Below are 25874 nucleotides of genomic sequence, written 5' to 3'. Positions count from 1 at the left end.
ACGCGTAACCATGGTGCCATGGGACGCTTAAATAAGGAGACCGCCATGTATCGCCGCATTTCCGTACACCTGGACCACGGGTTCGATTGCAAACGCCGCACTGCATTGGCAATTTCGCTAGCCAAGCGCCACGGCGCAGAACTCGTTGGCATCTACGCCAGCGCTGCGCCGCCGCAGTATTACTACGGCGAATCCGTGCTGATGTCCCGTACCCTGAATGTCATTAAGGAATTGCAGGCGCAAAACCGGGGTGCAGTGCAAAACGCCTTCCTGGAAGCCGCTGCCGCCGCTGACGTGCCGGCCGTAGTGCGCGCCGGCGAAACCTCGCCCAGCGCTTGCGTGGCCTTGTACGCGCGCACGAGCGATCTGGTCATCGTCAGCCAGCACAATCCTGACGACGTGGAAGCCGCTCACGAAACCGAATTCGTTGAACAATTGCTGCTAACGGCTGGCCGGCCCGTGCTGGTCGTGCCGTCCAGCGGCGACTTCGCCGTAACAGGCGACCGCATCCTGTATTGCTGGGACGGCAGCCGCGAGGCCGCCCGCGCCTTGGGCGACGCCGCAGCCGCCATGCGTCTGGCATCGCATCTGACCGTATTGACGATGGATGAAGGCGGCGCTACGCGCAACCGCGAATCGGTGCCCTTTGAAGACCTGGCTACCTATTGCGTTGCGCAAAGCATGCCTGCTCCGGACCACGTGCATCGCGATATCAAGGGTGTTGGCGTGGGCAGCACCATCTTGAACGCTGCCGCCGACTACAGTGCCGACATGATTGTGATGGGCGCATACGGCCACAGCAAGCTGCGGCAATGGGCCATGGGCGGCGCTACGGCTTCCATGCTGAAAAGCATGACCGTGCCGATCATGTTCTCGCACTAAGCCGGACGCGGTTTCCGCCAAGCAGGCACGGCCTCATTCACGAGCCATCGTGGATGAGGCTTTTGTTCGTCCGTCCAGCGCACCGGTCTATCAGGCCGCCTGGGCCTGCGCATCGAGCACGGGCGTCAGTACCGGCTGACCGCTGAAGTGGGCTGTTGCATTTTGCAGAAACAGCGCAACGGTAGCCGCCACCGCTTCAGGTGAACGGCCCGCACTATGCGGCGTCAGCACGACATTCCCCAATTGCTTCAGTGCGTCCGGAACGTGCGGCTCGCCATCTACCACGTCCAGACCCGCACCCGCCAAACGGCCTTCGGCCAGCGCGGTGATCAGGGCATCCGTATCCACGACGCTGCCCCGCGCAATGTTCACCAGATAACCATCCGGCCCCAGCGCTTCGAGCACGTCCGCATTTACCAGATGACGCGTACCTGCGCCGCCAGGCGTCGCTACCACCAGAAAGTCGGACGCAGCAGCCAGGTCACGCGGATTGTCAAAATAGGTGTAGCCGGATTCCGGACGCGGGCGGCGGTTGTAGTAGCCGACGCTCATCCCGAAACCGTTAGCGCCGCGCTTGGCAATTTCCAGTCCGATGGTGCCCAGCCCCAGAATACCCAGGCGCTTGCCCGAGACCTGCGGCCCCATGAAGCCGCTCCAGTGACCCTGGCGTACCCAGGCATCGGCCTGCGGCAGATGGCGCGCGGCGCCCAATAACAGCGCCATGGCATGATCCGCCACGGACACGGCATTGGCGCCCGGCCCGTTCGTCACCACGATGCCGCGCGCAGCGGCAGCATTCAGATCAATGTTTTCGTAGCCCACACCCAGCGAACAGATCAGCTCTAGCTTGGGTAGTGCGGCCATCTCCTCGGCGCGAAAGCCGGTGGCCCCCCGCGTGAGCACAATGCGAATGGAGTCGGCGTGGTCTTGGATGGCTTGTGCGCGCGCGGTCGCCGTGGGCGCGTAGATGGGCTGGAAGCCGCGGGCTTCAATCTGTTGCAGGTAATCGTGAACGCTATCGATCAGAATCAGTAAGGGAGTGGTCATGTCGGAAGGCCGGATAGGCGGATGTCTGCGAAAAGGCCCGGAAATCTTACGCCTCGTCACGCATGCGCGCTACCTGTCGTCCACAACATGACCACTCCCTGTCCGCCGCAACCCGCGGCGTGCAGACTAGCGTCAGACCGCTATATGCGTCCCATCAGCAGCATCACGATCAGGACGATCACAACAATGCCGAGCAAGCCGCTGGGGTAATAACCCCAGCCCTTGCTATGTGGCCATGCAGGTACAGCGCCAATGAGCAGCAGGATCAGAATGATCAGCAGGATGGTCGACATAATGACTCCTCGTCGTTATTGATTCGAATTGTGTGGCGGCGGAAAAATATCAACGCTGTGGCGGGTCCACTTCCCGAACCGGAGGAGACAGCGGAGGCAGATCCACTTCCGGTTGGTCAGTGTCGGGTTCCACGGGCAAATCCCCCGGTGGCGAGCCCGGCGGGATCGGGTCCGGTTTGGGCGGCACGTGTAGATGTTGCATGGCACTCTCCTGTAGTGATCGTTGCCAGAACGCGGTTCCCGCGGCCCGCAACGATCGATTCGGTCATTTGATTGCTGGCTCCTCTTCAGCAAGTGGCGTGCCCAAGCCTGCAATCCCATGAGGTAGACGCGCCGGGCACAAGGCTTGCTCCTCGCGTGGCCGCCGCCCCACGCCGACGGAGCACGCATGGACGCCCGAATATCCCTCGACCCAGAATCTCCTGCCGCCAACGCAATAGCGCTGGTGTACGTTGACGACACGCAGCCGGGGTACCGGCGCGTTCGAGTAAACGGCCGAACATTTCATTATCTGGACGCGCGCGGCAAACGGATCGCGGACCCCTGTGAAATCCGGCGCATCCACGCGCTGGTCATTCCCCCGGCCTACGAGGATGTGTGGATCTGCGCTCTGCCCCACGGTCATCTGCAAGCGACGGGGCGCGACGCGCGTGGCCGCAAGCAATATCGCTACCACCCCGCTTGGGCCGCGTTGCGAGATGCGGACAAGTACCACAACCTGTTGGCCTTCGGCCAGGCGCTGCCCCGTATCCGCCGGCAAGTGGCGCGGCATATGTCGGCGCCTGGATTGACTCAAGAGAAGGTGATGGCGACATTGGTGCGCCTGCTGGAGACCACGCTAATCCGCATCGGGGCACGGGAATACGCCAAGTCGAACAAATCGTACGGCCTGACCACGCTCAAGCGCCGGCACGCAACGGTGGCAGGCAGTAGTTTCAGATTCCGGTTTCAGGGCAAGAGTGGCGTGGCCCACGACGTCACTGTCAAAGACCGGCGGGTGGCGCGCATTATCAAGCGCTGCATGGATATACCTGGACAGCAGCTGTTCCAATACCTTGATGAGCAGGGAGAGAAGCACCCAGTGGAATCCGGCGCGGTCAATGCCTATTTGCGGACTGCCGGAGATGGCGATTTCACGGCGAAGCACTATCGCACCTGGGCCGGCTCCGTGCTGGCGTACGCCGCGCTGCAAGCACGCCCCTACATCGACGAGAGTCAGGCCAAGCAAGCGGTCGTGGATGTCATCAAACAGGTATCGCAACGGTTGGCCAACACCCCCGCCGTGTGCCGCGCGTGTTACGTACATCCAGCCATTCTTGCTGCGTACCTGACAGGCGGACTGCCGGCTCGGGCCAAGGCGCCTGCCGGCCCGCGCGAACTCAGCGCGGACGAGAAGCGCCTGCTGGCTTTCTTACGCAATGTGCCCGCGCCTGCAGGCGCGGACTTGCCCGCCGCAAAGGGACCAAGCGCTTCAAAAGATTGAGGAACGCGCGTTCTTCGCTCGCGGCTGGGGCGCGGCGCCGTCAGCCCAGTTCGATTCGGTTTCGTCGTCCACGATGGCTCGAGTGTCGCGCGCAGCCTCATCGGGTGTCGAGGCGTCCGGTTTTACCGGTTGATTTGGCACGTCGACGGGGCCAGCCGGCGGCAGTATCTTAGCGTTGTCTGCTGGTGCGCTGGCCGACTCGCCCTGCGCGTGCTTGATGGCACCCGCTGACTTGGTGGCGGGGCCGGTAGATGCTGCGGATTTGGATTTCAAATCAGGTTTCATGGGTAGCTCCTGCCTGAGTAAGACGTCCCATCCTACGGCCTGCGGCCCGCAAACAAAACACTCAGTACCTTCGAATTGCAAGCGGATGTGCCCGGGGCAGCCTGGCGCGCCAATTGCGTAGCACCATGGCTACTCACAAGGAGATGCAATGCGAGACCCAAACTTCGAGCAATGTGTGCAAGCCTGCTACGAATGCGCTGTCGCATGCGATCAGTGTGGCGCCACATGTCTGGAAGTCAACGCCACGCGAATGAAGCGCTGCATCAGCCTGAGTACGGATTGCGCCAGTGTGTGCCGGTTGTGCGGCGCCATGCTGGCGCGCAACGGAGAATTTTCCACCGCACTTTGCACTTTATGCGCACTGGTCTGCGATGCCTGCGCCCGGGCCTGCGCACCGCATGAAATGGAACATTGCCAGATTTGTGCAGGCGCCTGCCTCGCTTGCACGCTGGCCTGCCAAGACATGCTAGAGGCTTAAGAAGCTTTGCCTGGCCGCGCGGCTGCATGGGCCAGTGCGCGGCAATGCGTTTTCAGTCCCACCACCAGGAGCTATTCAATGGCCAATACGACCCCCCCCTTGCCTTCCGACTTTCCCGAGAACGGCCCGGACAATCGTGGCGCGCACCGCCGCTCGCGCCATCCTGAAAGCTGGATCGACGAGATCGAAGCAACGTTGCGGGATGCGGACCCGACCGACTTGGATGCTTTGAAAGCGCGCCTGTCGGATCAGCTGGATGCGACGCGCCGCAGCTTGCGCGACGCCTCTGAAAACGCGAGTGACCTGATGCGCGAGACGCTGGACTGCACCGAGGAATACATCCACGCGCGCCCCTGGCAAGCGGTAGGTCTGGTAGCCGGCGCGGCCTTCCTGCTTGGCGTCATCGTGGGACGCCAATAGCCGCGCCGTCACCGCCGGGCATCAGCCCGGCTTTTTGACCTGTTCCTTGGCGTCGCCATAAGCCGCTTGCGTCTTGCCAGCCACCTTCTGCGCCGTCCCCTTCAGTTCAGTGGACGTGCTTCCCGTTGCCTTGCCGGCCACTTCTTTTACCTTGCCGACGGCTTCTTCAACTCGGCCCTTCACTTGGTCTTTGTTCATGGCTATCTCACCTTTATCGCGTTGATGGGTTGGCGGTGCTATGGAGCACCTGCCCCGGCGTGACAGCAAGCGCCGTGCCTGACGCGGTGCGTATCGGCAGTTGGTTGAAGGAAAATCTGGCACTGGCAGGCAGGTTTTACCGGTGCCCCGCGCCTATACGGCCACCGGCACTACTGACCTTCCGGCCGTTTGCCTGGGTATTGGCCGCCTTCTTCGTACTCTGCACCTTTTGTATTAGGCGCCTTGTCGGCTGGACGTTCCGGCGTGCTTGGTGTCTTGCCGTAGTCTGGCTTATCGGCGCCGAACTGCCCGCTGCGGTGCGCAGTTTCGGTTTCGGTCTGAGGCTTATCCGCTTCCGTCTTAGGCTTATCGTGGGTAGCTTGGACTTTCATATCACTCTCCTTGGGCCTGCCCCGCTGCATAGACGCACCGGGCGTACGTGGCTGGCGCAAGCCGCATGCCTGCACGGGTCGGGAACGACGCTTGCTCAGGCAGTAGTCGAGTCCGCGATATATCGGACCGTATCCAAAGGAGTAAGTCATGAATCTGTCCAGAACCGTCTGCCCCGCCGTTGCTCTGTGCCTGTCCGCTCTGGCTTTTCAAGCCTCGGCGCAAACGATGCAAAGCGGCTCAACGCCGGTGCGCTCCAGCGATCAGATAGACAGCCAGTACAAGATGGACAAAAAGCAATGCGACGGCATGAAGGGCAATCAAAAAGACGTCTGCCAAAAGCAGGCTGAAGCCAATCGCGATAAGGCCAAGGCGGACGCCAAGGCCGGCAAGGAAAAGGCCGAAGCCAATCATGACGCGGCCAAGACCCGCAATGATGCGGACTATAAGGTAGGCAAAGAAAAGTGCGATGCCTTGTCAGGCAATGCGAAGGACGCGTGCGTAGCCGATCTGAAGACCCGCTACGGCAAGTAAGTTGAGTGGAGGCCGGGCGCGTTGCAGAACCGCCCGGCCGGCTGAACTAGTCGCTATCCTTGGCGCCGGCTTCGCCCGGCAGGACGTACCCATCAGCCGCGTATTCTTCCAGCCGGTTGTAGAGGGTCTTTGGGCTGATGCCTAGCATCGCGGCAGTCTGTTTCTTGACGCCGTTGCAGCGCTCCAGCGTGGCGAGTATCAAGCGCCGGTCCGCCTCGGCCAACGTTTCACCCACGGGCACACTGACCTGCATGTTCGCGTCGTCGCCGCTGGGCGACACATGGGGCGCCAGCATATCCACGTCCAGCACATCGCCGTCCGCCATGATGAATGCTCGCCTGACGAAATTCTTCAGTTCGCGAACATTTCCGGGCCACTCGTAGCGCGACAGCACCTCTGCGGCGTGTGGTGAAAAATCTTTGTTCTTGCCTGACTCCTGGTTTTGCGCTTGAAGAAAGCGCCGCGCCAGAAACAAGATGTCTTCGCCGCGCTCGCGCAGCGGTGGCAACTCAATAGGAAAGACGCTTAGGCGGTAATACAGATCTTCGCGCAGCTTACCTTCTTGAACCGCCTGTTCCGGATTTCGATTCGTAGCGGCGACGATACGGATATCGCAGCTGATTTCACGGTTGGTTCCCACGCGCATGAACTGGCCGGTCTCAAGCACCCGCAATAACTTGACTTGCAAGTCCAGCGGCATCTCCGTGACTTCGTCCAAAAACAACGTGCCGCCGTCCGCGCGTTCAAAATAGCCTTTATGTTGTCGATCAGCGCCCGTAAAGCTGCCGCGCTCATGGCCAAACATTTCGCTTTCGATCAGGTTGGGCGAAATAGCACCGCAATTGACCGCAATGAATGGCCGCTGACGCCGGGTGCTCAGCTCGTGAATGGCATGAGCCGCCAACTCTTTGCCCGTACCGCTTTCGCCGATCAGCAGCGTGGTGACGTTGGTGGGCGCCACGCGCGCAACCTGACGGTAAAGCTCCACCATACGGGCGGATGCGCCATACATCTTTCCGAACCGACCTGGTTCTTCAAATGGCGTGCCCGGCATCTCGACGCCCGCGTTTGTGGCAATACGCGTCAAGATTTCGTTCAAGCGATCCATGCAGATTGGCTTGACCAGAAAATCGGTCGCGCCCAGCCGCAGCGCCTGCACGGCATTGTCGACCGTACCGTGACCGGTCATCACGACAACTTCGGCGCTGGACACCGCTACATTCTTGAAAATATCCATGCCGCTGCCGCCGGGCAACCGAACATCGGTCAGCACCAAGTCCGGCGCCTGACGTTCCAGTTGTATCAGCGCATCTTTAATGCTGGCCGCCAACGCAACCGTGTAGCCGCTGTCGCGCCCAATCTCGGCGAGCGTCTCGCGTATCGCATCGTCGTCATCGACGATAAGCAGATGTGGCATACGATCTCCGTGTTACCTGTTGCGCAGCCTGGACAGGATCGCCGCGCGCTCGGATCAAAAGTGAGAATAATCACTCTGGCGGGGATAGACGTAAATATTGGATACCGTCCAATAAAGTTTTCGAATACTTGCAACTGGTCGCATCCCTGTGACGATCAGCCCTCTACCATGGAACCGTTGCGCAGGCTCATGGCGCGCCGAGGTATCAGCATGGCAAATCGCACCAATTCCCCCGGGCGCGCCGATGCGCAAGCGTCTCCCGCCACTCTTCTGGATGCAACCGGACTGTCTCCGGTCATGCAAAAACTGGCGACACAATTGCAATTGGCCGCCGCCACCGACGCCAGCGTATTCATTGTTGGCGAAAGCGGCGCGGGCAAGGAAATTGTGGCGCGCGCCATTCACGACGCCAGCGATCGCAGCGGGCAGCCGTTTGTTGCCGTGAACTGCGGCGCCATCAGCGGCACACTCGCCCACGCCGAATTGTTTGGCCATGAAAAAGGCAGTTTCACAGGCGCCGTAGCGCAAAATGCCGGCTACTTTGAGTACGCAAGCGGCGGCACCTTGTTTCTGGACGAGGTGACGGAAATGCCGCCCGACATGCAGGTTCACTTTCTGCGCGTACTCGAGGCAGGCACATACCAGCGCGTTGGCGGATCTGATTTGCTGCGCGCCAACGTACGTATTATCTGCGCAAGCAATCGTGATCCGGCAGCGTCTGTCACCGACGGACGCCTGCGGCAGGATTTCCTGCACCGTTTATTGGTGATCCCGCTACGCGTTCCCCCGTTGCGGGAACGCGCCGACGACGCACTCATTCTTGCGCAGCGGTTCTTGGACACCATGAACGCGCAGCACGGCACGCAGAAGGTATTTTCCAAACACATGCTGGACACGCTGGCGCTGCATGACTGGCCCGGCAACGTCCGCGAATTACGCAATGTGGTGCAGCGGGCATTCATTTTGTCTGACCAGCAATTGGACACGTGCCTGCAAGTCCGTGCCCGCAGCGGCCGCCGCGCCGAAGTGCAGGACGGGGCGTTGAATTTTCCGGTAGGCATGCCGCTGGGACGGGCGCAGCGTGAATTCATTCTGGCCACGCTCGCCCATCATGACGGCGACAAGCGCCTGGCCGCTGACACGCTCGGGGTCAGCCTGAAAACGCTGTACAACCGGCTGGACGTGTACGAGAAAGATGGCATGCCTGAATAGGCCATTCTTACCGCCCGCTTGTAATACTGGGGCGGCAGCGGGCACGTGATCCCGCCGTCCCCGCCCGGTGGCGAACATGGCACGATCTTTGCTTCAGTACTAGGATACGCCGCCCTTCGGCGGCCCCCATTCAGGAGACTCGATTGGGCCACCCTACGCAAGAATTGCGCCTGCGTCAGCAAATGACGCTGGCTCCCCGGCTGCAGCAGTCCGTCAAGCTGCTTCAAATGTCCGCGCTGGAGTTCACGACTGCGGTGGAGCATGCCCTGGCCACCAATCCCTTCCTGGAAGATGGCGATGAGCAAGACACTGAGCCGGCGCCCGCCGCCATAGGCCAGTATTGTTCGAACCCCAACGAAACTGCCGAACCCGCGCCTGAACGGACCGCCACGGCCGCATCGGATTCCGACGCGGATGACGCGCCGCCTGACGCCCCAACCTATTCGGGCGACTACCCAACGCAATCCTCGACCGGTGGGGATGGCAAGGATCTGGGCCAGTGGGCCAGCGCGTCCGTGTCCATGCGCGAGCGCCTGTCCCTGGACTTGGGCAACTACCATCTCGAACCCCGTGACCGGCTGCTGGCCGAATACATCATTGACGCTTTGGACGACGACGGCTACCTTCGCACGCCGTTGACCAGCCTGTGCGACACCGGCCGTCCGGAGTTCAGCCCTGCGCCCGACGAGGGTGAATGGATGGCGGCCTTGCGCCTTGTCCAGCAGCTGGATGCGCCCGGCCTGGGCGCCCGCGACCTGACCGAATGCCTGTCCTTGCAGTTGGCCGCGGCGCGCGACGTCGAGCCCGACATACGCGACCTGGCATTGCGAGTCGTGCATGAACATCTGGATCGCTTGGGTAAAAACGATTGCGTGGGCCTGCGCCGCTTGCTCGAATGTTCGGACGACGCTCTGCGCGACGCCTGCGCGCTGATCCGCAGCCTGGACCCAAAGCCGGGCGGCCGCTATAGCGCAGATGCGCCCGTCTACGTCGTGCCCGATGTGTTTGTAGACAAATGGCATTCCCGCTGGCGCGTGCTGCCCAATCGGCACGCCATGCCGCAAGCGCGGCTGCATCGCACTTACGCGGATCTTTTCCGGCGCTCTCGCCTGGATGACCGCAGCCCAATGGCGCAGGAACTGCAAGAAGCCCGCTGGCTGGTGCGCAACGTTGAACAGCGCTACACCACCATTCAACGCGTAGCCGAAGCAATCGTCAAACGGCAACAGACCTTCTTTGAGTACGGCGAAGTCGCCCTGCGGCCCTTGATGCTGCGTGAAGTGGCCGATGACCTGGACATGCACGAATCCACGGTGTCACGAGCAACGGTAGGCAAATACATGGTGACCCCGCGTGGCGTCTTCGAGTTCAGGCATTTCTTTTCCCGCGAGCTCGCCACCGAATCGGGCGGCTCATGTTCGGCCGCGGCCGTGCGCGCTCTGATCAAGGAAATGGTTGACGCTGAAGATCCCGCCATGCCTTTGTCCGACGTGACGCTGACGCAGCAGTTGGCGGCCAGCGGCATTTTGCTGGCGCGGCGCACGGTATCGAAGTATCGCGGCCAGTTGCGCGTGCCGCCCGCCGAGTTGCGCCGCCAGCATTGAGCGTTTCCGCGCGGGCATCCTGCCCGCCCGGTTGCGGGGGGTTCCCCGAACGGCCGCGTCGTCGTCGCGAGTCATGCCACGTGCATAGGCAGCCGGTTTCAAACCGCCGTGGAGCGACGCTGGCTGTGCTCGCCATTCAATATGGCTAATGCAGGGGGCGATAGTTTTTTGCGTGACATTGAATTTTTTCGGACCAGTCTGATGGTCAGCGAGCAATGAGTAGAGAAAGATTTGAGGCGCAGTTGTGTATTCACACTGCATGGGCATGAAGTCTCATGCCCACAGGGTCTACTCAAATTCAATCACGATGATGCATCTAAAACTCAGGCATCTTGGCATAGCTTTCGCGATGTCATTGGCCTCATCAGGCGCCGCATACGCGGAATCGCCCCTCCCTCTTGACCAATCCCATTCAGCACCTTCCGCTTCAAGTCCCCACTGGGGCTATGAAGGAGACATCAGACCAGAAAAGTGGAGCGAATTGAGCCCAGAGTATGCTGGCTGCAAAATCGGCAAGAATCAGTCGCCAGTAGATATCGAGCACACGTACACGACTTCGCTCGAACCCCTGGATATTCACTATGCCATCGCTTCCCAGGACATGGTCAACAACGGTCATACCATTCAAGTTACGCCGGCAAACGACTCCGGGTATTTGCAACTTGCCAGCGAACGCTATGCCCTCAAGCAATTTCATTTCCACAGCCCCAGCGAAAATCTGATCAAGGGCAAGAGCTTTCCGCTCGAAGGCCACTTCGTGCATGCTGACAAGGACGGCAACTTGCTGGTGATGGCCGTAATGTTCGAGGCCGGAGCGCAAAACAAGCAGATCGACGTGATGCTGAATTCGCTGGCTGCTGTTGGAGCGAACAAGCACTTGAACGAACCCGTGGAAATCGATGCGCTCCTACCCAAACAACACGGCTACTATCGCTTTGCCGGTTCGCTCACGACGCCTCCCTGCTCTGAAGGGGTGACATGGATTGTCCTGAAGACGCCCGTCACCCTAAGCCAAGCGCAGATAAAACGATTCGAAACGGTTCTGCACCATAACAACCGTCCTGTGCAACCGCTCAATGGGCGCTTGGTCGTAGACTGAAAACCGGCAAGACGGGTTCCAAGGCCAGCGCACCCCGTCCAGGCGGGCAGCGCCCAACAGGCCTGAGTCCTGCCTTCTGTGTCTTGCAGTAGGCATCGAAAAGAAAAAGGGGACTCTTTTAACGAGTCCCCTTTCTAATCGGTGTGGCTTCGCCATTGCTTAACGGACACGCATCGTCCGAAGAGAAGGCTTTACCACACCCGCTACGTCATTACTTCGAGCCGCCCGAGTTCGGATATCCCGGGGGAGGCGCTGCGCCAGCTGCCGGTGTACGCGGCACATTATCGTTGGCTTCGCGAGGGCGCTTCGGCGTTTCGTCGGCGTGCTTCTTGCCCGACGACATTGTGCCGCTATGCGTTGCAGCCGGCGTCGTACCCGTGGAAGGCGTCGCGTTGGGCGCTGGGGCCATCTGGCCTGCCGGCAGGGCTCGATTGGGTTGGGCCGCCGTCGAATCGTTCGGTGTGTTAGTGGGCGTGGTGGGGGCAGCCGATTGGGCCATCGCCGAGCCGGCAGCCGCCAGTCCAGTCACCAACACAAACGCGCAAGTCATGGCACGGTTTTTCATAGTCAGGCTCCTAGGTTGAATTACATACACCTATAAGCAAGGCCCGTGCCCAAAGTCCTTTCTGATGGCATGCCGGTGGCGGACGTGAATGCAGATTATATGAACGGGTATTTTTTACCTGTGTTTGCAACACTGGCACCCGCCCATTGCGCTATCTGGGCGCCGATCCGCCTCCGTCCGGCATCACGTCGATCAACATGCGCTGTACGCGCTCGCCAAGCACATCCAGCGAAAAGGGTTTTACGATCAATTCCATGCCCAATTCCAGAAACCCCTGGTCGCGTGCCGCGCTCTCCGCGTAACCCGTCATCATCAGCACTTTCAGGCCCGGATGCGCCGCGCGCGCAGCGTCTGCCAGTTGACGCCCGTTCAGGCCAGGCAAGCCCACGTCTGTCACCAGCAGATCAATACCGCGCGTAGCCAGCACCAGCTCCAGTCCCGCTACACCATCGGCAGCCGTCAACACTTGCATACCCAGTTCCGTCAGTGATTCGCACACCATGTCACGCACATTGCGGTCGTCTTCCACAAGCACAACTACCGCAGGACGAGATCCCTCGGACGGCCGGAGCGAGGCCGGCTCTTGATGCTGCGCGCTGTCCGGCGCTCCGTCGTAGCGCGGCAAATACAGCTTCACAACCGTACCCACGCCCACTGTGCTTTCCAGTGTCGCCATGCCTCTGGCCTGCTTGGCAAAGCCATAGATCATCGACAGTCCCAAGCCCGTGCCTTCGCCCAGGGGTTTGGTAGTAAAGAACGGGTCGAAGGCATGAGCCAGCACGTCGGCCGACATGCCGCAGCCCGCGTCCGTGACCGAGACCTCTACAAACGGGCCGGTGGAAATGCCAGGAAACTGGCGCAGCAAGTTCTCGTCCGGGCGTGCGTTCACCGCCGCCACCTTCAACTCGCCCCCGTCGGGCATGGCGTCACACGCGTTGATCACCAGGTTCAGCAACGCATTTTCAAACTGGTTCTTGTCACAACGCACCGTCCACAGATCGGGCTCCAGGTCGAACAGCAAATGCACGCGCTCGCCGGTATAGCGATGGAACAGATCGGCCATGGATTGCAGGGTGTTGGCCACGCTGAATGGCTTGGGATCGATCGGTTGGCGCCGCGAAAACGTCAACAAGCGTTGGGTCAGGTGCGCTGCCCGGTTGGCGGAATCCATCGCCACATTGATAAAGCGCTCTGCCTCGTCTGGCGTGCCCCCTGCCAACTTGCGCCGGATCAGATACAACGCGCCAGTAATGCCCTGGAGCATATTGTTGAAATCATGCGCGATCCCGCCGGTCAATCGCCCTACCGCTTCCATTTTCTGCGACTGGCGTAGCGCAAATTCGGTATCGCGCAACGTCTCTGCCTGCGCTTTCAAATCAGAATCGTCGCGGCCGGTCATGTACAGGCTGTCTTGCGACCAGGACATGCTCCACGTGATCCAGCTGTAGCCGCCGTCGCGCTTTTGCAGCCGGTTCTCCAAATGCCTCACCGCTTGCGCAGGATCAGCGCGCGAAGCCTGCGCTATCGCGTGCCGCGTCGTCTCAAGATCATCCGGGTGTATCAGTTCAGATAAGCGCAACGACAGAAACTGCTCCGGTGTCCACCCCAGTATGGGGCGTACGGCGGGATTGACGCTGACAAACCGCTCTTGCCGATCCACAACGGCAAGCAATTCCGGCGACAACCGCCAGATGCGGTCCCGCTCTGCAATCGCGTTCTCTACGCGTTGCTCCAGCGTGCGTGAGTATTGCGACCGTTCGACGGCATCGCACAGGCGTTCGGCCACTTCTTCAATGAATGCGATGTCGGGCGCTTTGAGCCGGCTGTTGACCAAGGGGCGAACCAGCAGCGTCCCCTCCTGGCGGCCCCAACGTCGCATGGGCACCACAATCGCAGAGGGCCACGTCTCTCCGCCCTGCTCTGCCAGCATCGGGGGCAGATAGGCCGTCCGGCCTTTACGCAACGCGGACTGGAACTCATCGCCCAACAGTGCCGGATTCAGGGGCTCATGGGCAGCCCGGTCAGCCTCTGACCGCCAACACGTCGACAAGACCGGCGCCTGTCCATCACCTGGCCAATCCAGCACCGCCACAAGGCCCAGCGCCAGCTGCTGGCCCAAGCCTTCGCACGCCGTCTGCTCGATGTCGGACTGATAATGCAGTTCCCGCATGCGGTCGCCCAGCGCCAGCAGGAAATTCTTGCGATGCTGCCCTTCCCATAATTCCGACTCGGCTGTCTTGCGCGCGGTCACGTCAAGAAACAGCGCCATCATCCGGTCATCACCGCTCTTGCGGGCGCGGGCTTCATACCAAGCTTCTTTGGGGGATGGCACCGCGAATTCGAATTGGGTTGATTCGCCGGTTTCGACGACTTGCGCAAAGGCTTCCATGATCTGGCTCGGAACGCCAGGTATCATTTCGCGCAGGGTATGACCCAGCGTGTCTCCTTCTTTCATGCCGCTTTGGCGCTCAAAGGCGGGGTTGACCTCAAGAAAGCGGAAATCCACGATGCGGCCGTCTTCGTTGCGCAGCGCCTCGCTCAGGAAGAACGCTTCCTGCATGCCGTCGAACATCGCCCTCCACCGCTCACCGCTCTGGCGCAATGCCGATTCGGTCAGGTGGCGCTCGATGGCCAAAGCCGCGCTGCGCGTTACCAGCGCAATTGCTTCGATATCGTTTGCCGACGGGTGGCGCACCGTCTCGTAGTAGTTGGAAAACACCCCCAGCACGCGTCCGTCAGGCGCCTTGATCGGTGTCGACCAGCACGCGCGCAGCCCATGAGACAGCGCGATATCGCGCCATCGCTCCCAGTCCGGATGCAGCGCAATATCGTCCACATAGATCGGGGTGCCGGTGTAGGCCGCCGCGCCCCAGGACGCCATGTGCGGGCCAATGGGCGCACGTTCCACCGCGGCATTGAAGCCTGGAGGCAGACTGGGCGCCGCACCGTGAATAAGGAATGCGCCGGTGCCGTCAATCAGCGCAATGGACGCGCGCAATGTCACGCTGGACTGAGCCTCGATGGCGAACAACATGTGTTCCAGCACCTGCGCCAGCGGCACGCCTGCAGCGATGCGCTGCAACATGATTCGTTCATCTTCGAGCCGGGCAAGCGTGTCCGTCCAAGGATGAGCCACACGGTCTTTTTTGGTCAGCATATTGGTCCCTTTGCCAATCCTGACTGTATGGCCTGCGCACGGGTCTGAACCGAAACGCTAAGTAACCTGACGCAACCGATCTTCCCGCAGCGCGGAGAGGGCTTCCGGCTTGTCGACCAGCACGCATTGCTTGCCCGTCCGCGTGCAATGGTCTTTCACGCGCCAATAGGCCCCATGACTGACGCAGCCCGTCTGGCAGATCACCAGATCCGCTTCAACCAGACTATCTTCCAATGTCGCGCCGCCGGCCTCTTCACCGCCGCTGTGACCCAGATAGCGCCCTCCCGCCAACTCCACGACCTTGCGCGTCAACATCAGCGCCATGGCGTCTTCGCCCACGCACAGCACTGATTTTTCGCGCAACGCGATAGCTGCGACGCCGCGCGGTTCGGCCGTCAGGCCGGCCACGGGTTCGAGTGGACGGGCGCGCGCCTGGCTGGCGCGGTCCTGCCAGGCCAACCGTTCGCGCATCAGCGCCTGCACACGTTCCATCAATTGCGTCACCCGGCGCGCCAAAGCTACTCGTTTGGGCAGGCCGGGAATGGCCCCCTCCAACGCACGATGGTCCTCCCGTGCCCACGCCAACGCCGTATCCCGCTGGATAACCGCAGCGCGTAAACGCATGGCCTCGCCTTCCAGATGCAGAATCCGCGCCGCCTGGGCACTGAGCAACTGGCTGCAATGCGCTTGCGCCTGGCCGTAGGCTGCAAGCAGAGCCGCATGCTCACGTTGCAGCATATGGCGGTCAATAGGAGTCAAAGTCATCGCGGGCCTCGGGTTGAAACTGGAACCGCACAGGGGTTCGCCCGCTGCGCGCCACTTGGCATGCCCGCAATTATAAATGAGAATGCGTCGTTTTTAGATAATGAGCATATGCCAGCAATACGTAACGGAACAACCATTGGTAATGCCTTGCTCTCGCAAAAAAAAGAACGACAACGTATAGTCGACAACACGCCCGCAAAGGGCCGCAAGAGTCCGCCACTGAGTCGGCATCCCTTGCCATTGCGCCCCGGCACCGGCCGGTTAGAGGTATCAACGAAGCCAGGGATGTTCCCGATGCCCAGTTCGACCGAACTTCTGCGCGATATCCACGAAACCAACCTGATGTATTTGCTGCTGTTGCAGCGGTTGGCGCGAACCGGCGATGCGTCTGCTATATCCGGTTTGCAGATCTCCGAGCAAGCCTGCCAGTGGCTCGCCAGCCGGCAATATGAAGACTTGGTGAAGATGGCGCGGTGCAGCGTGATGCTGGCACAGCTCAATCTTGAGTCAGAACTGCTGCTGTCCGCCCTGAGCCATGGCATGGACGCCACGCTTGCCGCCAACGCCCTGGGCGTTCCGGCAACGCAAACTGCCCCGCCCGAACGCCAGCCGCTCAATCAGCCCTGATATTGCAGTCAGGCAAAAAAGGCGTCGAGGCTGGCGCGGGGCCGGGCTGCCCCTACCGGTCAGCGACACCGGCCACCGCCGTATCGGCAGGCGAACGATCCGCCTGGCGGCTGCTTCGGCGCATACCGCCCGTCCGCCACACCAGGCCCGCGCTGATGACCAAAGCCAGGGTTAGCAGTGCGCCCGCCATTTCCGCCACGCCAGCCCAGCTCCCCGCCGCCCAGAAGTGGCCGCCCCAAGAACCCAGCACGCTGGATCCAACGTAGTAGACCAACAGGTACAGCGATGCGGCCAGCGCCTTGTAGCCGCGCGCCAGTTGCCCGACCCAGCCGCTGGCCACCGCATGAGCGGCGAAGAAGCCGAAGGTGAACAGCACGATACCGGCGATCAGGATCGGCAGCGCATCCGACAGGGTCAGCAGCAAGCCCGCCAGCGCCAGCCCCGTCCCGGCGGACAGCATGGCGCCGCGGCCGTGGCGATCAGCCAGCCGGCCAAAGAAGGTCGACGCAAAGATGCCAACGAGATAAACCACGAATATGAAACCGATGAAAGTCTGGCTCAGCGAAAACGGCGGCAACAGCAGGCGAAAGCCGACGTAGTTGTAGACAGTGACAAACGCGCCCATCAGCAACCCGCCCATGGCAAACAGCGCGCACAGCGGTCCGTTCTTCAGGTGCGCGCCTGCGCCGGCCCGCACATCATTGACCACGCCAGCCCAGCCTCTGCCGCGTTGAGGCGCGAAGCGGCGCGACGCGGGAAGCAGCCAGACAAACAGCACGGCAGCCACGATCCCCAACAGACCCAGCGTGCCCATGGCTGCGCGCCAGCCGAAGTGGTCTGACACCAGGCCCGTGATGACGCGGCCAGACAAGCCGCCGAAGGCGCTGCCGCTGATATAGAGGCCCATCACAAAACCCAGCGTGTCGGGTTCAACTTCTTCCGCCAAGTAGGCCATGGCGACAGCCGGCACGCCGCCCATCGCAATGCCCTGCAATGCTCGCAAGACGAGCAGGCTTTGCCAGTCGGGCGCAACAGCTGCGATGGTACCCAGCGCGGCGGACGCGAACAGCGATAAAGCCATGATGCGTTTGCGAGGCAAGGCTTGCGAAAACAGCCCAACAAAGAAGATGGCGATGGCCAAAAGCCCGGTGCACAGCGACAGCGCCAGACTGCTTTGCGCGGGCGACACCTTGAACGCGTGCGTGAACAGCGGCATCAGCGGCTGGACGCAATACAACAAGGAAAAGGTGGAAAAACCGGCGGCGAACAAGGCCCATTGCGCGCGGCGCAATTCGGGCGTGCCACGGGCAAGATACTGCGGGGACGCGGTATCGCTGGGGGTGGCGGGACTAGCAGAGGCGGTAGACATCAGATTCTCGAATGACAACGGGCATCGAGCCCGTGCAATCAAAGTAGACTTTTGCCTTGCATATGTCCAATATATGAAACTTGCATAGCCCATACTTTAAAACGATGGAACTCCGCCACCTGCGCTATTTCACGGCCGTTGCCGAAGAACTGCATTTCACGCGGGCTGCCGCCCGCCTGGGCATCGGCCAGCCTCCGCTCAGCCAGCAGATCCAGCAGTTGGAGCGCGAAATCGGTACGCCGCTCTTTCTTCGCTTGCCCCGGGGCATTGAAATGACTGAGGCGGGCGTCCAGTTCTTGGAAGATGCCCGGGCAATTCTCACCAGCGCCGACCGCGCCATCGACACCGCCCGCCGCCTTGGCCGGGGAGAACGCGGAGCCGTCACCGTGGGTTTTACCGCTTCGGCCGTGTTCCACCCCTACCTGCCACGCGCCATCCGCGCCTATCGGGACCGCTACCCCGATGTGCGCGTGACGCTCACCGAAAGCAACACGATTTCACTGTTGCGCGGCTTGCGGATGGGCGACGTGGATGTTGCGTTTGTGCGGCCGCCCTACGTGCTGGACCCGGAATTCGAATCCGAACGGGTGTTGGACGAACCCATGCTGATCGCCCTGCCCCCTGATCACCCCTTGAGCCGACGCCGCAGCGTGCCCATTGCGGCGCTGGCGGAAGAAAACTTCGTGCTGTATCCCCGTCCCATCGGCGCTGGCCTATACGATGCGATCCAGTCCGCATGCCAACGCGCAGGCTTTGCGCCCAGGGTCATTCAGGAAGCCCCGCAAATGGCTTCCATCGTCAGCCTGGTTGCTGCCGGCGTAGGCATTTCGGTGGTTCCGGCCGCGATGCGGCACATGGGTGCGCAGGGCATCGAATACCGTCCGATCAAGGGCGACGCGCCGCACGCCTTGCTGGATATGGCGTACCGACGCCATGACAAGTCGATCGCCGCCGTCAATGCGGTGGAATTGCTTCGCGCGCTGGCTCACCCTGAGCGGTCCGAATGAATAAAAGCACGGGCGGAAAACCAAGGATAAAAACGGGGCGGTATTGCTCTGTCGCGTTTGTCATTTTCTGTAAACCCGTATTCCTGGCCGTAATGTAAATTTGCGCGCTATTGGCGATCTGTCCCTGACTTTGGGGCGGCGCTGTCGAACTCAACCTGAATAAAGGTGCCTCACCGTGCGACGTTCCCTTCTGGTCTTGGCCATTGCTGCGATTCCCGGCCTTGCCGCCGCAGCCGGGTTGCCGTCTTCCATCGGCGCGGTGACTGTCTACCAGGACCGCGCAGTCGTGACCCGGTCCGCCACCAGCGAACTCGCCGCAGGCGAGCATGAGCTGGTGCTGGAGAACCTGCCCGCGTCATTGCAAGAGAACTCCCTTCAGGTATCGGCCAAAAGTACAGGCCAGGCATCCCTGCTGGACGTGAAGGTGCGCGATGCCTATCAAGCCGAAAGCGCCAATGCCCGCGTTCGCCAATTGGAAGACCAGTTGCGCAAACTGGAAAGCCAGCAAGCGGAACTGGACGATCAGGCCGCCGTGCTGGACAACCAGCGTGAGCTTGTTCTGATGATGCAGCGCGGCGCGACGGAACCCGCGAAAGATGGCACGCGCCTGACTCTGGAAGAACTCAAAGCCATCCAGACGTTAAGCGCAGATACGCTGGGCAAGACGCTGGCCGCGTTGCGCAAGGTTGCGGAACAAAAGGAAGCGCTGGAACGCGAACAAGCTGTGCTCCAGAATCAATTGGGCACCGTGCGCAATCAGCTGAATCGCCGCACCAAGACCGTGACCTTGCGAGTGAACCTTGCCCGCGCCGGCAAGGTGGATCTGGCCGTTTCGTATGCGGTGGGTGGTGCGCGCTGGACACCGGCCTACGACGCCCGCTTGCGCCCCGCAGACCGCAATGTGGACCTGGGCTACTTTGGCGTGATTCGCCAGAACACCGGCGAAGACTGGACGAACGTCAAACTGACCTTGTCCACTGCCCGCCCGGCTCTGGGCGGCGGCGCTCCGGCGCTGCGCCCATGGGTCATTGATGTGGCGGCGCCTCCTCCGCCTCCCGTAGCGATGGCCGCGCCTGCTCCCGCCATCACCGGCGAGGTATCGGCCAAACGCTCGCGCCCGGCGCCGCTGGCCAGAGTTACCGCCGACGAAATGGTGGCCCAGCCCGAGCCCGAAGCCATCGAAGTGGCGACCGCCCAAGTGCAAAACGAAGCCACAAGCGCTTCGTTCCAGATCAAGAATCCGGCAACGCTGCTGTCCGACAACACCGCACAACGCGTCGCCATCGCCACCGCCAAGCTGCCCGCCACGTTGCAATACCAGTCCACGCCCGCCCTGCGTGAAGCCGCTTTCCTGACGGCGCTGGCTAGCAACAACACCGAATTTCCGTTCCTGGCCGGCCCGTTGAACACCTTCCTGGATGACGCCTTCGTTGCCTCCAGCGCAATGAAGTCGGTCATGCCCGGTGAAAAAATCGAACTGGCCCTGGGCGCTGACGAAGGCATTTCTATCAAGCGCCAGCTGGTAAACCGGTTTACCGAAAGCACGGGTTTTTCCGGCAGCGGCAAACGGGTCACCTATGAATACAAGATCACGGTGAAGAACAACAAGGCCACCAAGGAACAGGTCACCTTCAAGGACCGCCTGCCGGTGTCGCGCAACGAGAAGATTGTGGTCAAGCTGCTGTCGCCCGCTGATCGCGACATCAAGCGCGAAGAAGACGGCAAGCTGGTTTGGGATTGGGAAATGGAGCCCGGCAAATCACGCGAAACCGTGCTGAAGTTCTCGGTGGACTATCCGGGCGACATCGACGTGTCGGGACTCTGACCCGCGCAGCGCCTCTGCCGCCTCAGTGCTGGCGGCAGAATTCAATAAACGCGCCGGGTTCCAGTGGCATGGAAACGCCATAACCTTGCGCGATCTCGCAGCCCAGCTCACGCAGCAACTGCACATCGCGCTCCTGCTCCACGCCTTCGGCCACGACGCGGCGGCCCAGCACCCGGCCCATTTCAATGGCTGCGGCCACGACCGCGCGCGAGGCGGGTTCGCGGTGCATGTGTACGATGAAATCGCGATCAATCTTCAATTCGGTAAACGGCATGGCGGAAAACAGGCGCATGGACGCTATGCCCGCGCCAAAATCATCCATGGCCAGTTCAAAACCGCGCACGCGCAGCAGATTCAACGCGGACGACAGCGCCAGCCAATCGGTAACCGGCTCATCTTCGGTCAGTTCGATCTTGACTAATCGAGCCGGCAGTCCCGCCTGCCCTACCCGCTGCTCCAGCAACTCGGGCAGATCGCGGGAGCACAACGTGGACGCCGATGCATTGATGGCAATCGGCACGGCGATGTCATCGTCGTGCATGCGCCTTAATATCTCAAGCACGCGATCGGTCACGCGAGTGAACAGCATGCGGTCCATGCCCAGCCGGTGGGCTGCGGGCACGAAGTCGGCGGCGGCGATGGCGCCCAACTGCGGATGATCCCAGCGCGACAAGGCTTCGGCGGCCACCACGCGCCCCGATGACAGGCTGATCTGCGGTTGCAGCACCAGGCTCAAGCCTTCACCCGTAATCAGCGCCCGCGACAATTCGGCTTCAATGACCTCGCGCCGCACGGATTGCTGACGCGGCGATGTCACATCATCCACGCTATGCAGCGCCACCTTGATCGCATGCTGCATGGCAGATCGAGACACCGGTTTGGATAAGGCTTGTGCCGACGGGCAACCCGCCTGCAATGCCAGCCGCACGTGGGATTGCAGCAGTTCGTCGCTCAGACTGCTGATCCAGATGATGGGCGGCATGCTCTTTAAGCGGCCCACGTCCACCAGGCGGCGCAGCTCATTCGGCAGCCTGGTGCCGTCGCCCTCGCCCATGACGATGTCACTGACCACCACGTCATAGAACTGGCGGGCCAGCGCACTGATGGCCTCAGTGCTGCTTCCCAGACCCGCGACGCGGCGGTAACCCAACGCCAGCAGCATGTTCTGCAAATAAGCGCGTTCAACGGGGTGATCTTCAACCAGAAGAATCCGTCGGGTCGCTCCGGCGTCGGGCTTAGGCATCGCTTACCGTCCGAATGTGATGGGGCGGACCCTTACAGGCAGCCACTTGAAATCTCTGGACTCCATCCTACGTGAACTATGCCGTCAGTGTCCCCATCGCTAACGGGTTAATGCAATTTTCGCGCCAATAGGCTTAGGTTTTGGAGCATCGGCAGGCCATAGTCGGATATCGTTGCGCGGCTGCGACGCGAGCGCTAATCCAGACGGACGCCGCCGCCCGTCGCACTGCCCTGCGGCGGGTGCGATAATAGTGGACTTTTTCCGCATCTACGGCACGGAGCATCCCTTGACCCGCATTGACGACCCCCAGCACGACCGCGAGGTCGGCACGGCCGACTCGACCCAGGACAATACGCGTACCGACGACACCCGCATCAGCGCCGTGCGTCCGCTGATTTCGCCTGCGCTTCTTCAGGACGAGCTGCCCGTTTCCCCCGCCATCCAGAACCTGGTTGAGCAAAGCCGCACCGAGATCGCCGACGTGCTGCATGGCCGCGACGACCGTCTGGTACTGGTGGTTGGCCCCTGCTCCATCCACGATCATGGCCAAGCCATGGAGTACGCGCGCCACCTGCGCGATGCCGCCGAAAAGCACAAAAAAGACCTGCTGATCGTCATGCGCGTGTATTTCGAAAAGCCCCGCACCACCGTCGGCTGGAAGGGGTATATCAACGATCCGCGCCTGGACGGCAGCTTCCGCATCAACGAAGGGCTGCGCCGCGCCCGTGAGCTGTTGCTAGATATCAGCGGCCTGGGCCTGCCCACCGCTACCGAATTCCTGGATCTGCTGAGTCCCCAGTACATCGCCGACCTGATCGCCTGGGGCGCTATCGGCGCGCGTACGACCGAAAGCCCCAGCCATCGTCAGCTGAGTTCCGGCCTGAGCTGCCCGCTGGGGTTCAAGAACGGCACTGATGGTGGCGTGCAGATTGCCGCCGACGCCATGGTGGCCGCCAGCGCCAAGCACGCATTCATGGGCATGACCAAGATGGGCATGGCCGCCATCTTTGAAACCCGCGGCAACGAGGACACGCACGTCATCCTGCGCGGCGGCAAGCAAGGCCCGAACTATGACGCCGCGAGCGTGGACGCCTGTTGCGCCGCCCTGCGGGCCGCCGGCCAGCGTGAACAAGTCATGATCGACTGCTCGCACGCCAACTCCAACAAGTCGCACCTGCGCCAGGTTGATGTGGCCAACGACATTGCCGCCCAGCTCGCTCAAGGCGACGCCCGCATCACCGGCGTCATGATCGAAAGCCATCTTGAAGAAGGCCGCCAGGACTTGAAGCCGGGTCAACCGCTGCGCCCCGGCGTGTCCATCACCGATGCTTGCCTGGGCTGGTCCCAGACCGAGCCGGTGCTGGAAACCCTGGCTCTGGCCGTGCGTCAGCGCCGCGAAAAGGCCGCAACCCGCGCCTGATCAGCGGCGTACACCATAAGGCGCCGGGTCCATATCCGGCGCCTGGCCCGTGATCAGGCTGGCCAATAGCTTGCCTGTCACCGGGCCCAGCGTGAATCCATGATGCGCATGGCCAAATGCCAGCCACAACCCGGCATGATTGGGCGCAGGCCCGATCACCGGGCGCATGTCTGGCATGCACGGCCGGCTGCCCATCCACGGTTCGGCCTCGACAGCGGCGCCCAAAGGCAACAACTGGCGAGCCAACACGCTGGTGCGCTGAATCTGAATGGGTGAGGCAGGCGCGTCGCGGGGCGCGAACTCTGCGCCCGTCGTCAGCCGCACGCCCAAGGTCATGGGCGTCACCAAAAAGCCGCTTTCAATATCTGCCACAGGGTGGGACAGCGTCGCGCCATCTTCCAGCGCAAAGTGCTGGTGATAACCCCGCTTGACCGCCATGGGAATGCGGTAGCCCAAAGGCCGCAGCACATCTGGCGACCACGGCCCCAGCGCCACGACGGCATCACGGGCTTCGATCAAGCTGTCCGCACCCTGCACCTGCCAGCCCTTGCCCGCCGCCTTGAGGCTGCGCGCGTCTCCGCGCACAAGTTGGCCCCCGCGCTGCTCGAACAGGGCGGCATAACCGCGCGTCACCGCGCCGGGGTCCGACACATTCACCGGGTCCAGCCAATGCACCGCGCCCGCCATCCGGTCGGACAACGAGGGTTCGACAGCCGCCAGCGCCTGGCGATCCAGCACACGGTAGTTCAACCCATAAGGCGCCAGATCTTCCGCTTCGGCAATGGCACGGGCCAGTCCGGCCTCGCTGCGCACGCCGTCGATCCAACCATTGCGGCGAAACAGGTGCGAGATCTGCGCGTCCGCCATCAACGCCTCATGCTCGGCTACGCTGCGCTCGATCAACGGCAACATGGCCTCGGCCGCGCGCGCCAGCCGCGCTGGCGACGAATGCCACCAATAGCGCAACAGCCACGGCGCAATGCGCGGCAAAAATCGAGTGTGATAGCTGACGTCCGGGGTGTTGTTTTTCGCGTATCGCCACAAGCTGCGCCAGTCTCGGGGAAACGCATACGGAATGACGCTGGCTCGTTCAATCAGGCCGGCATTGCCATAGCTGGTTTCTTCACCCGGCCCGCGCCGGTCCAACAGCACCACCGACCGGCCGCGAGCCAGCAGATGCAGTGCCGTACTGACACCCACAATGCCCGCGCCTAGAACCACAACGTCTGTTTTCATGCGCCGCATTCTGCGCCTCGCCTTCGGGTTCGGCAAGACGTCAGGCGTAGTATCTTTTACTGCGCGCCATTCGAAGGAGCCCGCCGTCATGCTGCCACCGCTGCAACCTGTCACCCTGCAAGGCGATATTGTCCGTTTGGAACCCATGTCCGCGCATCACGCGCAAGCTTTGGCGGATGCCGGCCTGCATCCAGAGCTCTGGCGGTTGCAACCCGAACCGATGACCTCACTGGCCGACATGCAGCGCTACGTGGATCGTGCGTTGGCGGGGCAGCAAGAAGGTTCGTGCCTGCCGTTTGTCATCGTGCAGCAAAGCACGGGGGCCATCATCGGCACCACGCGGTATATGGATATTGCGCTGACGCACAAGCGATTGGAGATCGGCGCAACGTGGCTGACCCCGTCCAGCCAAAAATCCGGGGCCAATACCGAAGCTAAATTTCTTTTATTGCAACACGCCTTTGACACAATTGGTATCATACGGGTCGTGTTCAAGACGGAGTTGAGCAATACGCAATCGCGTCAGGCCATACTCCGTATCGGCGGCGTCGAAGAAGGTGTGTTTCGCAAGCACCTCATCGCGCAGTCGGGACGCACCCGTGACATGGTTTACTTTGCCATCCTCGATGAGGACTGGCCGTCGGTGAAAGCGCGCTTGCAGGCGCGTCTGCATCGCCCCCGGTAATCGGCGCCTTTCGTTCTTTTCGCAGCGGCTCCAAGTTGACCCAACCTGGAACCGTTATCGCAGTATCGGCGGGTATGCGGGCATCTTGCGTCCGCCCCGCCTTTTTCAAGTCAGATATGGATAGCACTCCCCTTGTTCCGGCCGCCAAGCCCTTGGCACGCCACAGCATTTTTATCTATACGGAAGAACAGCGCGGCAACCAGTTGGTCGAGTCGCTCGTGGTCGGCATGATGTCCGACGTTTCGGGCTCTGAAAAGCTGATCGTGGTGCAAGACCCCCACAGCAATCTGAAGTTCATCTATCGCATCGATAACGAAAGCAGCAACCTCGATGCGGCCGCTATCACGGAACAGGAAGAATCCGTCTTCAACGGCAAGACTTCCGTCCAGATCAACAGCATGTCCTACCGTTTGGGCACGGCTGAGAACGCCATGAAATTGCTGCGGGGCAAAACGCACTGGATTCAAGACAAGGGGGCGGTGCTATCCGTCCTGCTGCAAAACGCCGCCGCCAGAAAGACCCGCTTTTCGCCGCCGCGCATAGAGCGCGACCGCGTTCGCAAGGTGCCGGAAGGCGTGCCGGTCGAGCGATTGGCTACATAAAAAGGATAGTGCCGGCTGTGCGAGTTTTATC

27 protein-coding genes are annotated in these 25874 nt (G+C 61.6%); 14 read left to right on the top strand and 13 right to left on the bottom strand.

The window, feature by feature from the left end; genetic code table 11:
- Window positions 1-45 precede the first annotated feature (45 nt).
- The gene (locus RAS12_RS06520) at window positions 46-882 is read left to right on the top strand and encodes a universal stress protein (protein WP_306946432.1); all 837 of its coding nucleotides are present in this window, start codon (window positions 46-48) and stop codon (window positions 880-882) included.
- Window positions 883-972: 90 nt separating this feature from the next.
- On the opposite strand, the gene RAS12_RS06515 is transcribed toward RAS12_RS06520, so the two are convergent.
- The 3 genes from RAS12_RS06515 to RAS12_RS06505 all read right to left on the bottom strand — a co-directional run bounded on the left by RAS12_RS06515 (window position 973) and on the right by RAS12_RS06505 (window position 2424).
- On the bottom strand, window positions 973-1929 hold the full coding sequence (locus RAS12_RS06515) for a 2-hydroxyacid dehydrogenase (protein WP_306946430.1): 957 nt from the start codon (window positions 1927-1929) through the stop codon (window positions 973-975).
- Between the two features lie 140 nt (window positions 1930-2069).
- A complete protein-coding gene (locus tag RAS12_RS06510; RefSeq protein WP_006222114.1) occupies window positions 2070-2222 on the bottom strand; it encodes a DUF3309 domain-containing protein in 153 nt (50 codons plus the stop codon).
- A 49-nt stretch (window positions 2223-2271) separates the two neighbouring features.
- On the bottom strand, window positions 2272-2424 hold the full coding sequence (locus RAS12_RS06505) for a hypothetical protein (protein ID WP_306946426.1): 153 nt from the start codon (window positions 2422-2424) through the stop codon (window positions 2272-2274).
- Window positions 2425-2610: 186 nt separating this feature from the next.
- Between RAS12_RS06505 and RAS12_RS06500 the strand changes: the two genes are divergently transcribed.
- Window positions 2611-3705, top strand: coding sequence for a DNA topoisomerase IB (locus tag RAS12_RS06500; RefSeq protein ID WP_306946423.1), 1095 nt, complete (start codon window positions 2611-2613; stop codon window positions 3703-3705).
- Here the strand turns inward: RAS12_RS06500 and RAS12_RS06495 are convergent.
- Entirely contained in the window at window positions 3694-3990 is a 297-nt protein-coding gene (locus RAS12_RS06495) for a hypothetical protein (RefSeq protein ID WP_306946421.1), read from the bottom strand. The two genes, RAS12_RS06500 and RAS12_RS06495, sit on opposite strands and share 12 nt — an antisense overlap.
- Before the next feature lie 148 nt (window positions 3991-4138).
- On the opposite strand from RAS12_RS06495, the gene RAS12_RS31155 reads away from it, so the two are divergent.
- Both RAS12_RS31155 and RAS12_RS06485 read left to right on the top strand, forming a co-directional pair.
- Complete coding sequence (locus tag RAS12_RS31155; protein WP_306946419.1) at window positions 4139-4468, top strand: four-helix bundle copper-binding protein; 330 nt, start codon at window positions 4139-4141, stop codon at window positions 4466-4468.
- Window positions 4469-4546: 78 nt separating this feature from the next.
- Window positions 4547-4888, top strand: a complete 342-nt coding sequence (locus RAS12_RS06485; RefSeq protein ID WP_306946417.1) for an ElaB/YgaM/YqjD family protein — start codon at window positions 4547-4549, stop codon at window positions 4886-4888.
- A 21-nt stretch (window positions 4889-4909) separates the two neighbouring features.
- On the opposite strand, the gene RAS12_RS06480 is transcribed toward RAS12_RS06485, so the two are convergent.
- Entirely contained in the window at window positions 4910-5086 is a 177-nt protein-coding gene (locus RAS12_RS06480) for a CsbD family protein (protein ID WP_306946414.1), read from the bottom strand.
- Window positions 5087-5256: 170 nt separating this feature from the next.
- Window positions 5257-5478 carry a hypothetical protein gene (locus RAS12_RS06475; protein WP_306946412.1) on the bottom strand — a complete coding sequence of 74 codons (222 nt, stop codon included), beginning with the start codon at window positions 5476-5478 and terminating at the stop codon, window positions 5257-5259.
- Window positions 5479-5626: 148 nt separating this feature from the next.
- On the opposite strand from RAS12_RS06475, the gene RAS12_RS06470 reads away from it, so the two are divergent.
- Entirely contained in the window at window positions 5627-6010 is a 384-nt protein-coding gene (locus RAS12_RS06470; RefSeq protein WP_306946409.1) for a hypothetical protein, read from the top strand.
- 46 nt (window positions 6011-6056) lie between these two features.
- Here the strand turns inward: RAS12_RS06470 and RAS12_RS06465 are convergent, their stop codons facing one another.
- Window positions 6057-7427, bottom strand: a complete 1371-nt coding sequence (locus tag RAS12_RS06465) for a sigma-54-dependent transcriptional regulator (RefSeq protein ID WP_306946406.1) — start codon at window positions 7425-7427, stop codon at window positions 6057-6059.
- 210 nt (window positions 7428-7637) lie between these two features.
- On the opposite strand from RAS12_RS06465, the gene RAS12_RS06460 reads away from it, so the two are divergent.
- The 3 genes from RAS12_RS06460 (at window position 7638) to RAS12_RS06450 (ending at window position 11342) form a co-directional block, all read left to right on the top strand.
- Window positions 7638-8639 carry a sigma-54 interaction domain-containing protein gene (locus tag RAS12_RS06460; protein ID WP_306946405.1) on the top strand — a complete coding sequence of 334 codons (1002 nt, stop codon included), beginning with the start codon at window positions 7638-7640 and terminating at the stop codon, window positions 8637-8639.
- A 143-nt stretch (window positions 8640-8782) separates the two neighbouring features.
- Window positions 8783-10243, top strand: coding sequence for an RNA polymerase factor sigma-54 (locus tag RAS12_RS06455; RefSeq protein WP_306946403.1), 1461 nt, complete (start codon window positions 8783-8785; stop codon window positions 10241-10243).
- Between the two features lie 259 nt (window positions 10244-10502).
- On the top strand, window positions 10503-11342 hold the full coding sequence (locus RAS12_RS06450) for a carbonic anhydrase (RefSeq protein WP_306946401.1): 840 nt from the start codon (window positions 10503-10505) through the stop codon (window positions 11340-11342).
- Between the two features lie 211 nt (window positions 11343-11553).
- Here the strand turns inward: RAS12_RS06450 and RAS12_RS06445 are convergent, their stop codons facing one another.
- The 3 genes from RAS12_RS06445 to RAS12_RS06435 all read right to left on the bottom strand — a co-directional run bounded on the left by RAS12_RS06445 (window position 11554) and on the right by RAS12_RS06435 (window position 15829).
- Window positions 11554-11907 carry a hypothetical protein gene (locus tag RAS12_RS06445; RefSeq protein ID WP_306946399.1) on the bottom strand — a complete coding sequence of 118 codons (354 nt, stop codon included), beginning with the start codon at window positions 11905-11907 and terminating at the stop codon, window positions 11554-11556.
- A 151-nt stretch (window positions 11908-12058) separates the two neighbouring features.
- Window positions 12059-15064, bottom strand: a complete 3006-nt coding sequence (locus RAS12_RS06440; protein ID WP_306946397.1) for a PAS domain S-box protein — start codon at window positions 15062-15064, stop codon at window positions 12059-12061.
- Between the two features lie 57 nt (window positions 15065-15121).
- Entirely contained in the window at window positions 15122-15829 is a 708-nt protein-coding gene (locus tag RAS12_RS06435) for a DUF2325 domain-containing protein (protein ID WP_306946395.1), read from the bottom strand.
- Between the two features lie 60 nt (window positions 15830-15889).
- Here RAS12_RS06435 and RAS12_RS06430 point away from each other — a divergent pair, with 60 nt between their 5' ends.
- Window positions 15890-16456 carry a flagellar transcriptional regulator FlhD gene (locus RAS12_RS06430; protein WP_306946393.1) on the top strand — a complete coding sequence of 189 codons (567 nt, stop codon included), beginning with the start codon at window positions 15890-15892 and terminating at the stop codon, window positions 16454-16456.
- Between the two features lie 52 nt (window positions 16457-16508).
- Here RAS12_RS06430 and RAS12_RS06425 read toward each other — a convergent pair whose 3' ends face one another.
- Window positions 16509-17825, bottom strand: a complete 1317-nt coding sequence (locus RAS12_RS06425; protein ID WP_306946390.1) for an MFS transporter — start codon at window positions 17823-17825, stop codon at window positions 16509-16511.
- A gap of 104 nt (window positions 17826-17929) precedes the next feature.
- Here RAS12_RS06425 and RAS12_RS06420 point away from each other — a divergent pair, with 104 nt between their 5' ends.
- Complete coding sequence (locus RAS12_RS06420) at window positions 17930-18832, top strand: LysR family transcriptional regulator (RefSeq protein ID WP_306946388.1); 903 nt, start codon at window positions 17930-17932, stop codon at window positions 18830-18832.
- Window positions 18833-19007: 175 nt separating this feature from the next.
- Window positions 19008-20657 (top strand): mucoidy inhibitor MuiA family protein, encoded by a 1650-nt coding sequence (locus RAS12_RS06415; RefSeq protein ID WP_306946386.1) that lies wholly within the window; start codon window positions 19008-19010, stop codon window positions 20655-20657.
- Between the two features lie 22 nt (window positions 20658-20679).
- Here the strand turns inward: RAS12_RS06415 and RAS12_RS06410 are convergent, their stop codons facing one another.
- Window positions 20680-21900: an EAL domain-containing response regulator gene (locus tag RAS12_RS06410; RefSeq protein ID WP_306946384.1), complete on the bottom strand. Its 1221-nt coding sequence runs from the start codon at window positions 21898-21900 to the stop codon at window positions 20680-20682.
- 286 nt (window positions 21901-22186) lie between these two features.
- Here RAS12_RS06410 and RAS12_RS06405 point away from each other — a divergent pair, with 286 nt between their 5' ends.
- Window positions 22187-23320, top strand: coding sequence for a 3-deoxy-7-phosphoheptulonate synthase (locus RAS12_RS06405; RefSeq protein ID WP_306946382.1), 1134 nt, complete (start codon window positions 22187-22189; stop codon window positions 23318-23320).
- Here RAS12_RS06405 and RAS12_RS06400 read toward each other — a convergent pair whose 3' ends face one another.
- A complete protein-coding gene (locus tag RAS12_RS06400) occupies window positions 23321-24556 on the bottom strand; it encodes an NAD(P)/FAD-dependent oxidoreductase (protein WP_306946380.1) in 1236 nt (411 codons plus the stop codon).
- A gap of 88 nt (window positions 24557-24644) precedes the next feature.
- Between RAS12_RS06400 and RAS12_RS06395 the strand changes: the two genes are divergently transcribed.
- A complete protein-coding gene (locus RAS12_RS06395; RefSeq protein ID WP_306951331.1) occupies window positions 24645-25241 on the top strand; it encodes a GNAT family N-acetyltransferase in 597 nt (198 codons plus the stop codon).
- 116 nt (window positions 25242-25357) lie between these two features.
- Window positions 25358-25843, top strand: coding sequence for a hypothetical protein (locus tag RAS12_RS06390; protein ID WP_306946378.1), 486 nt, complete (start codon window positions 25358-25360; stop codon window positions 25841-25843).
- Window positions 25844-25874 lie beyond the last annotated feature (31 nt).

Source organism: Achromobacter seleniivolatilans, assembly GCF_030864005.1.
GTDB lineage: Bacteria > Pseudomonadota > Gammaproteobacteria > Burkholderiales > Burkholderiaceae_B > Achromobacter > Achromobacter seleniivolatilans.
Note: the sequence above shows the minus strand (reverse complement) of the source record. Positions and strands in the feature narration are given on the sequence as shown.

Excerpts from the sequence above, each read along its gene's own strand:
- RAS12_RS06475 (WP_306946412.1), bottom strand. The coding sequence starts at position 5,478 with ATGAAAGTCCAAGCTACCCACGATAAGCCTAAGACGGAAGCGGATAAG.
- RAS12_RS06390 (WP_306946378.1), top strand. The coding sequence starts at position 25,358 with ATGGATAGCACTCCCCTTGTTCCGGCCGCCAAGCCCTTGGCACGCCAC.
- RAS12_RS06485 (WP_306946417.1), top strand. The coding sequence starts at position 4,547 with ATGGCCAATACGACCCCCCCCTTGCCTTCCGACTTTCCCGAGAACGGC.
- RAS12_RS06480 (WP_306946414.1), bottom strand. The coding sequence starts at position 5,086 with ATGAACAAAGACCAAGTGAAGGGCCGAGTTGAAGAAGCCGTCGGCAAG.
- RAS12_RS06420 (WP_306946388.1), top strand. The coding sequence starts at position 17,930 with ATGGAACTCCGCCACCTGCGCTATTTCACGGCCGTTGCCGAAGAACTG.
- RAS12_RS06505 (WP_306946426.1), bottom strand. The coding sequence starts at position 2,424 with ATGCAACATCTACACGTGCCGCCCAAACCGGACCCGATCCCGCCGGGC.
- RAS12_RS06520 (WP_306946432.1), top strand. The coding sequence starts at position 46 with ATGTATCGCCGCATTTCCGTACACCTGGACCACGGGTTCGATTGCAAA.
- RAS12_RS31155 (WP_306946419.1), top strand. The coding sequence starts at position 4,139 with ATGCGAGACCCAAACTTCGAGCAATGTGTGCAAGCCTGCTACGAATGC.
- RAS12_RS06410 (WP_306946384.1), bottom strand. The coding sequence starts at position 21,900 with ATGCCTAAGCCCGACGCCGGAGCGACCCGACGGATTCTTCTGGTTGAA.
- RAS12_RS06470 (WP_306946409.1), top strand. The coding sequence starts at position 5,627 with ATGAATCTGTCCAGAACCGTCTGCCCCGCCGTTGCTCTGTGCCTGTCC.
- RAS12_RS06440 (WP_306946397.1), bottom strand. The coding sequence starts at position 15,064 with ATGCTGACCAAAAAAGACCGTGTGGCTCATCCTTGGACGGACACGCTT.
- RAS12_RS06465 (WP_306946406.1), bottom strand. The coding sequence starts at position 7,427 with ATGCCACATCTGCTTATCGTCGATGACGACGATGCGATACGCGAGACG.
- RAS12_RS06425 (WP_306946390.1), bottom strand. The coding sequence starts at position 17,825 with ATGTCTACCGCCTCTGCTAGTCCCGCCACCCCCAGCGATACCGCGTCC.
- RAS12_RS06400 (WP_306946380.1), bottom strand. The coding sequence starts at position 24,556 with ATGAAAACAGACGTTGTGGTTCTAGGCGCGGGCATTGTGGGTGTCAGT.
- RAS12_RS06450 (WP_306946401.1), top strand. The coding sequence starts at position 10,503 with ATGGGCATGAAGTCTCATGCCCACAGGGTCTACTCAAATTCAATCACG.
- RAS12_RS06445 (WP_306946399.1), bottom strand. The coding sequence starts at position 11,907 with ATGAAAAACCGTGCCATGACTTGCGCGTTTGTGTTGGTGACTGGACTG.
- RAS12_RS06510 (WP_006222114.1), bottom strand. The coding sequence starts at position 2,222 with ATGTCGACCATCCTGCTGATCATTCTGATCCTGCTGCTCATTGGCGCT.
- RAS12_RS06430 (WP_306946393.1), top strand. The coding sequence starts at position 15,890 with ATGCCCGCAATTATAAATGAGAATGCGTCGTTTTTAGATAATGAGCAT.
- RAS12_RS06500 (WP_306946423.1), top strand. The coding sequence starts at position 2,611 with ATGGACGCCCGAATATCCCTCGACCCAGAATCTCCTGCCGCCAACGCA.
- RAS12_RS06435 (WP_306946395.1), bottom strand. The coding sequence starts at position 15,829 with ATGACTTTGACTCCTATTGACCGCCATATGCTGCAACGTGAGCATGCG.
- RAS12_RS06495 (WP_306946421.1), bottom strand. The coding sequence starts at position 3,990 with ATGAAACCTGATTTGAAATCCAAATCCGCAGCATCTACCGGCCCCGCC.
- RAS12_RS06395 (WP_306951331.1), top strand. The coding sequence starts at position 24,645 with ATGCTGCCACCGCTGCAACCTGTCACCCTGCAAGGCGATATTGTCCGT.
- RAS12_RS06460 (WP_306946405.1), top strand. The coding sequence starts at position 7,638 with ATGGCAAATCGCACCAATTCCCCCGGGCGCGCCGATGCGCAAGCGTCT.
- RAS12_RS06515 (WP_306946430.1), bottom strand. The coding sequence starts at position 1,929 with ATGACCACTCCCTTACTGATTCTGATCGATAGCGTTCACGATTACCTG.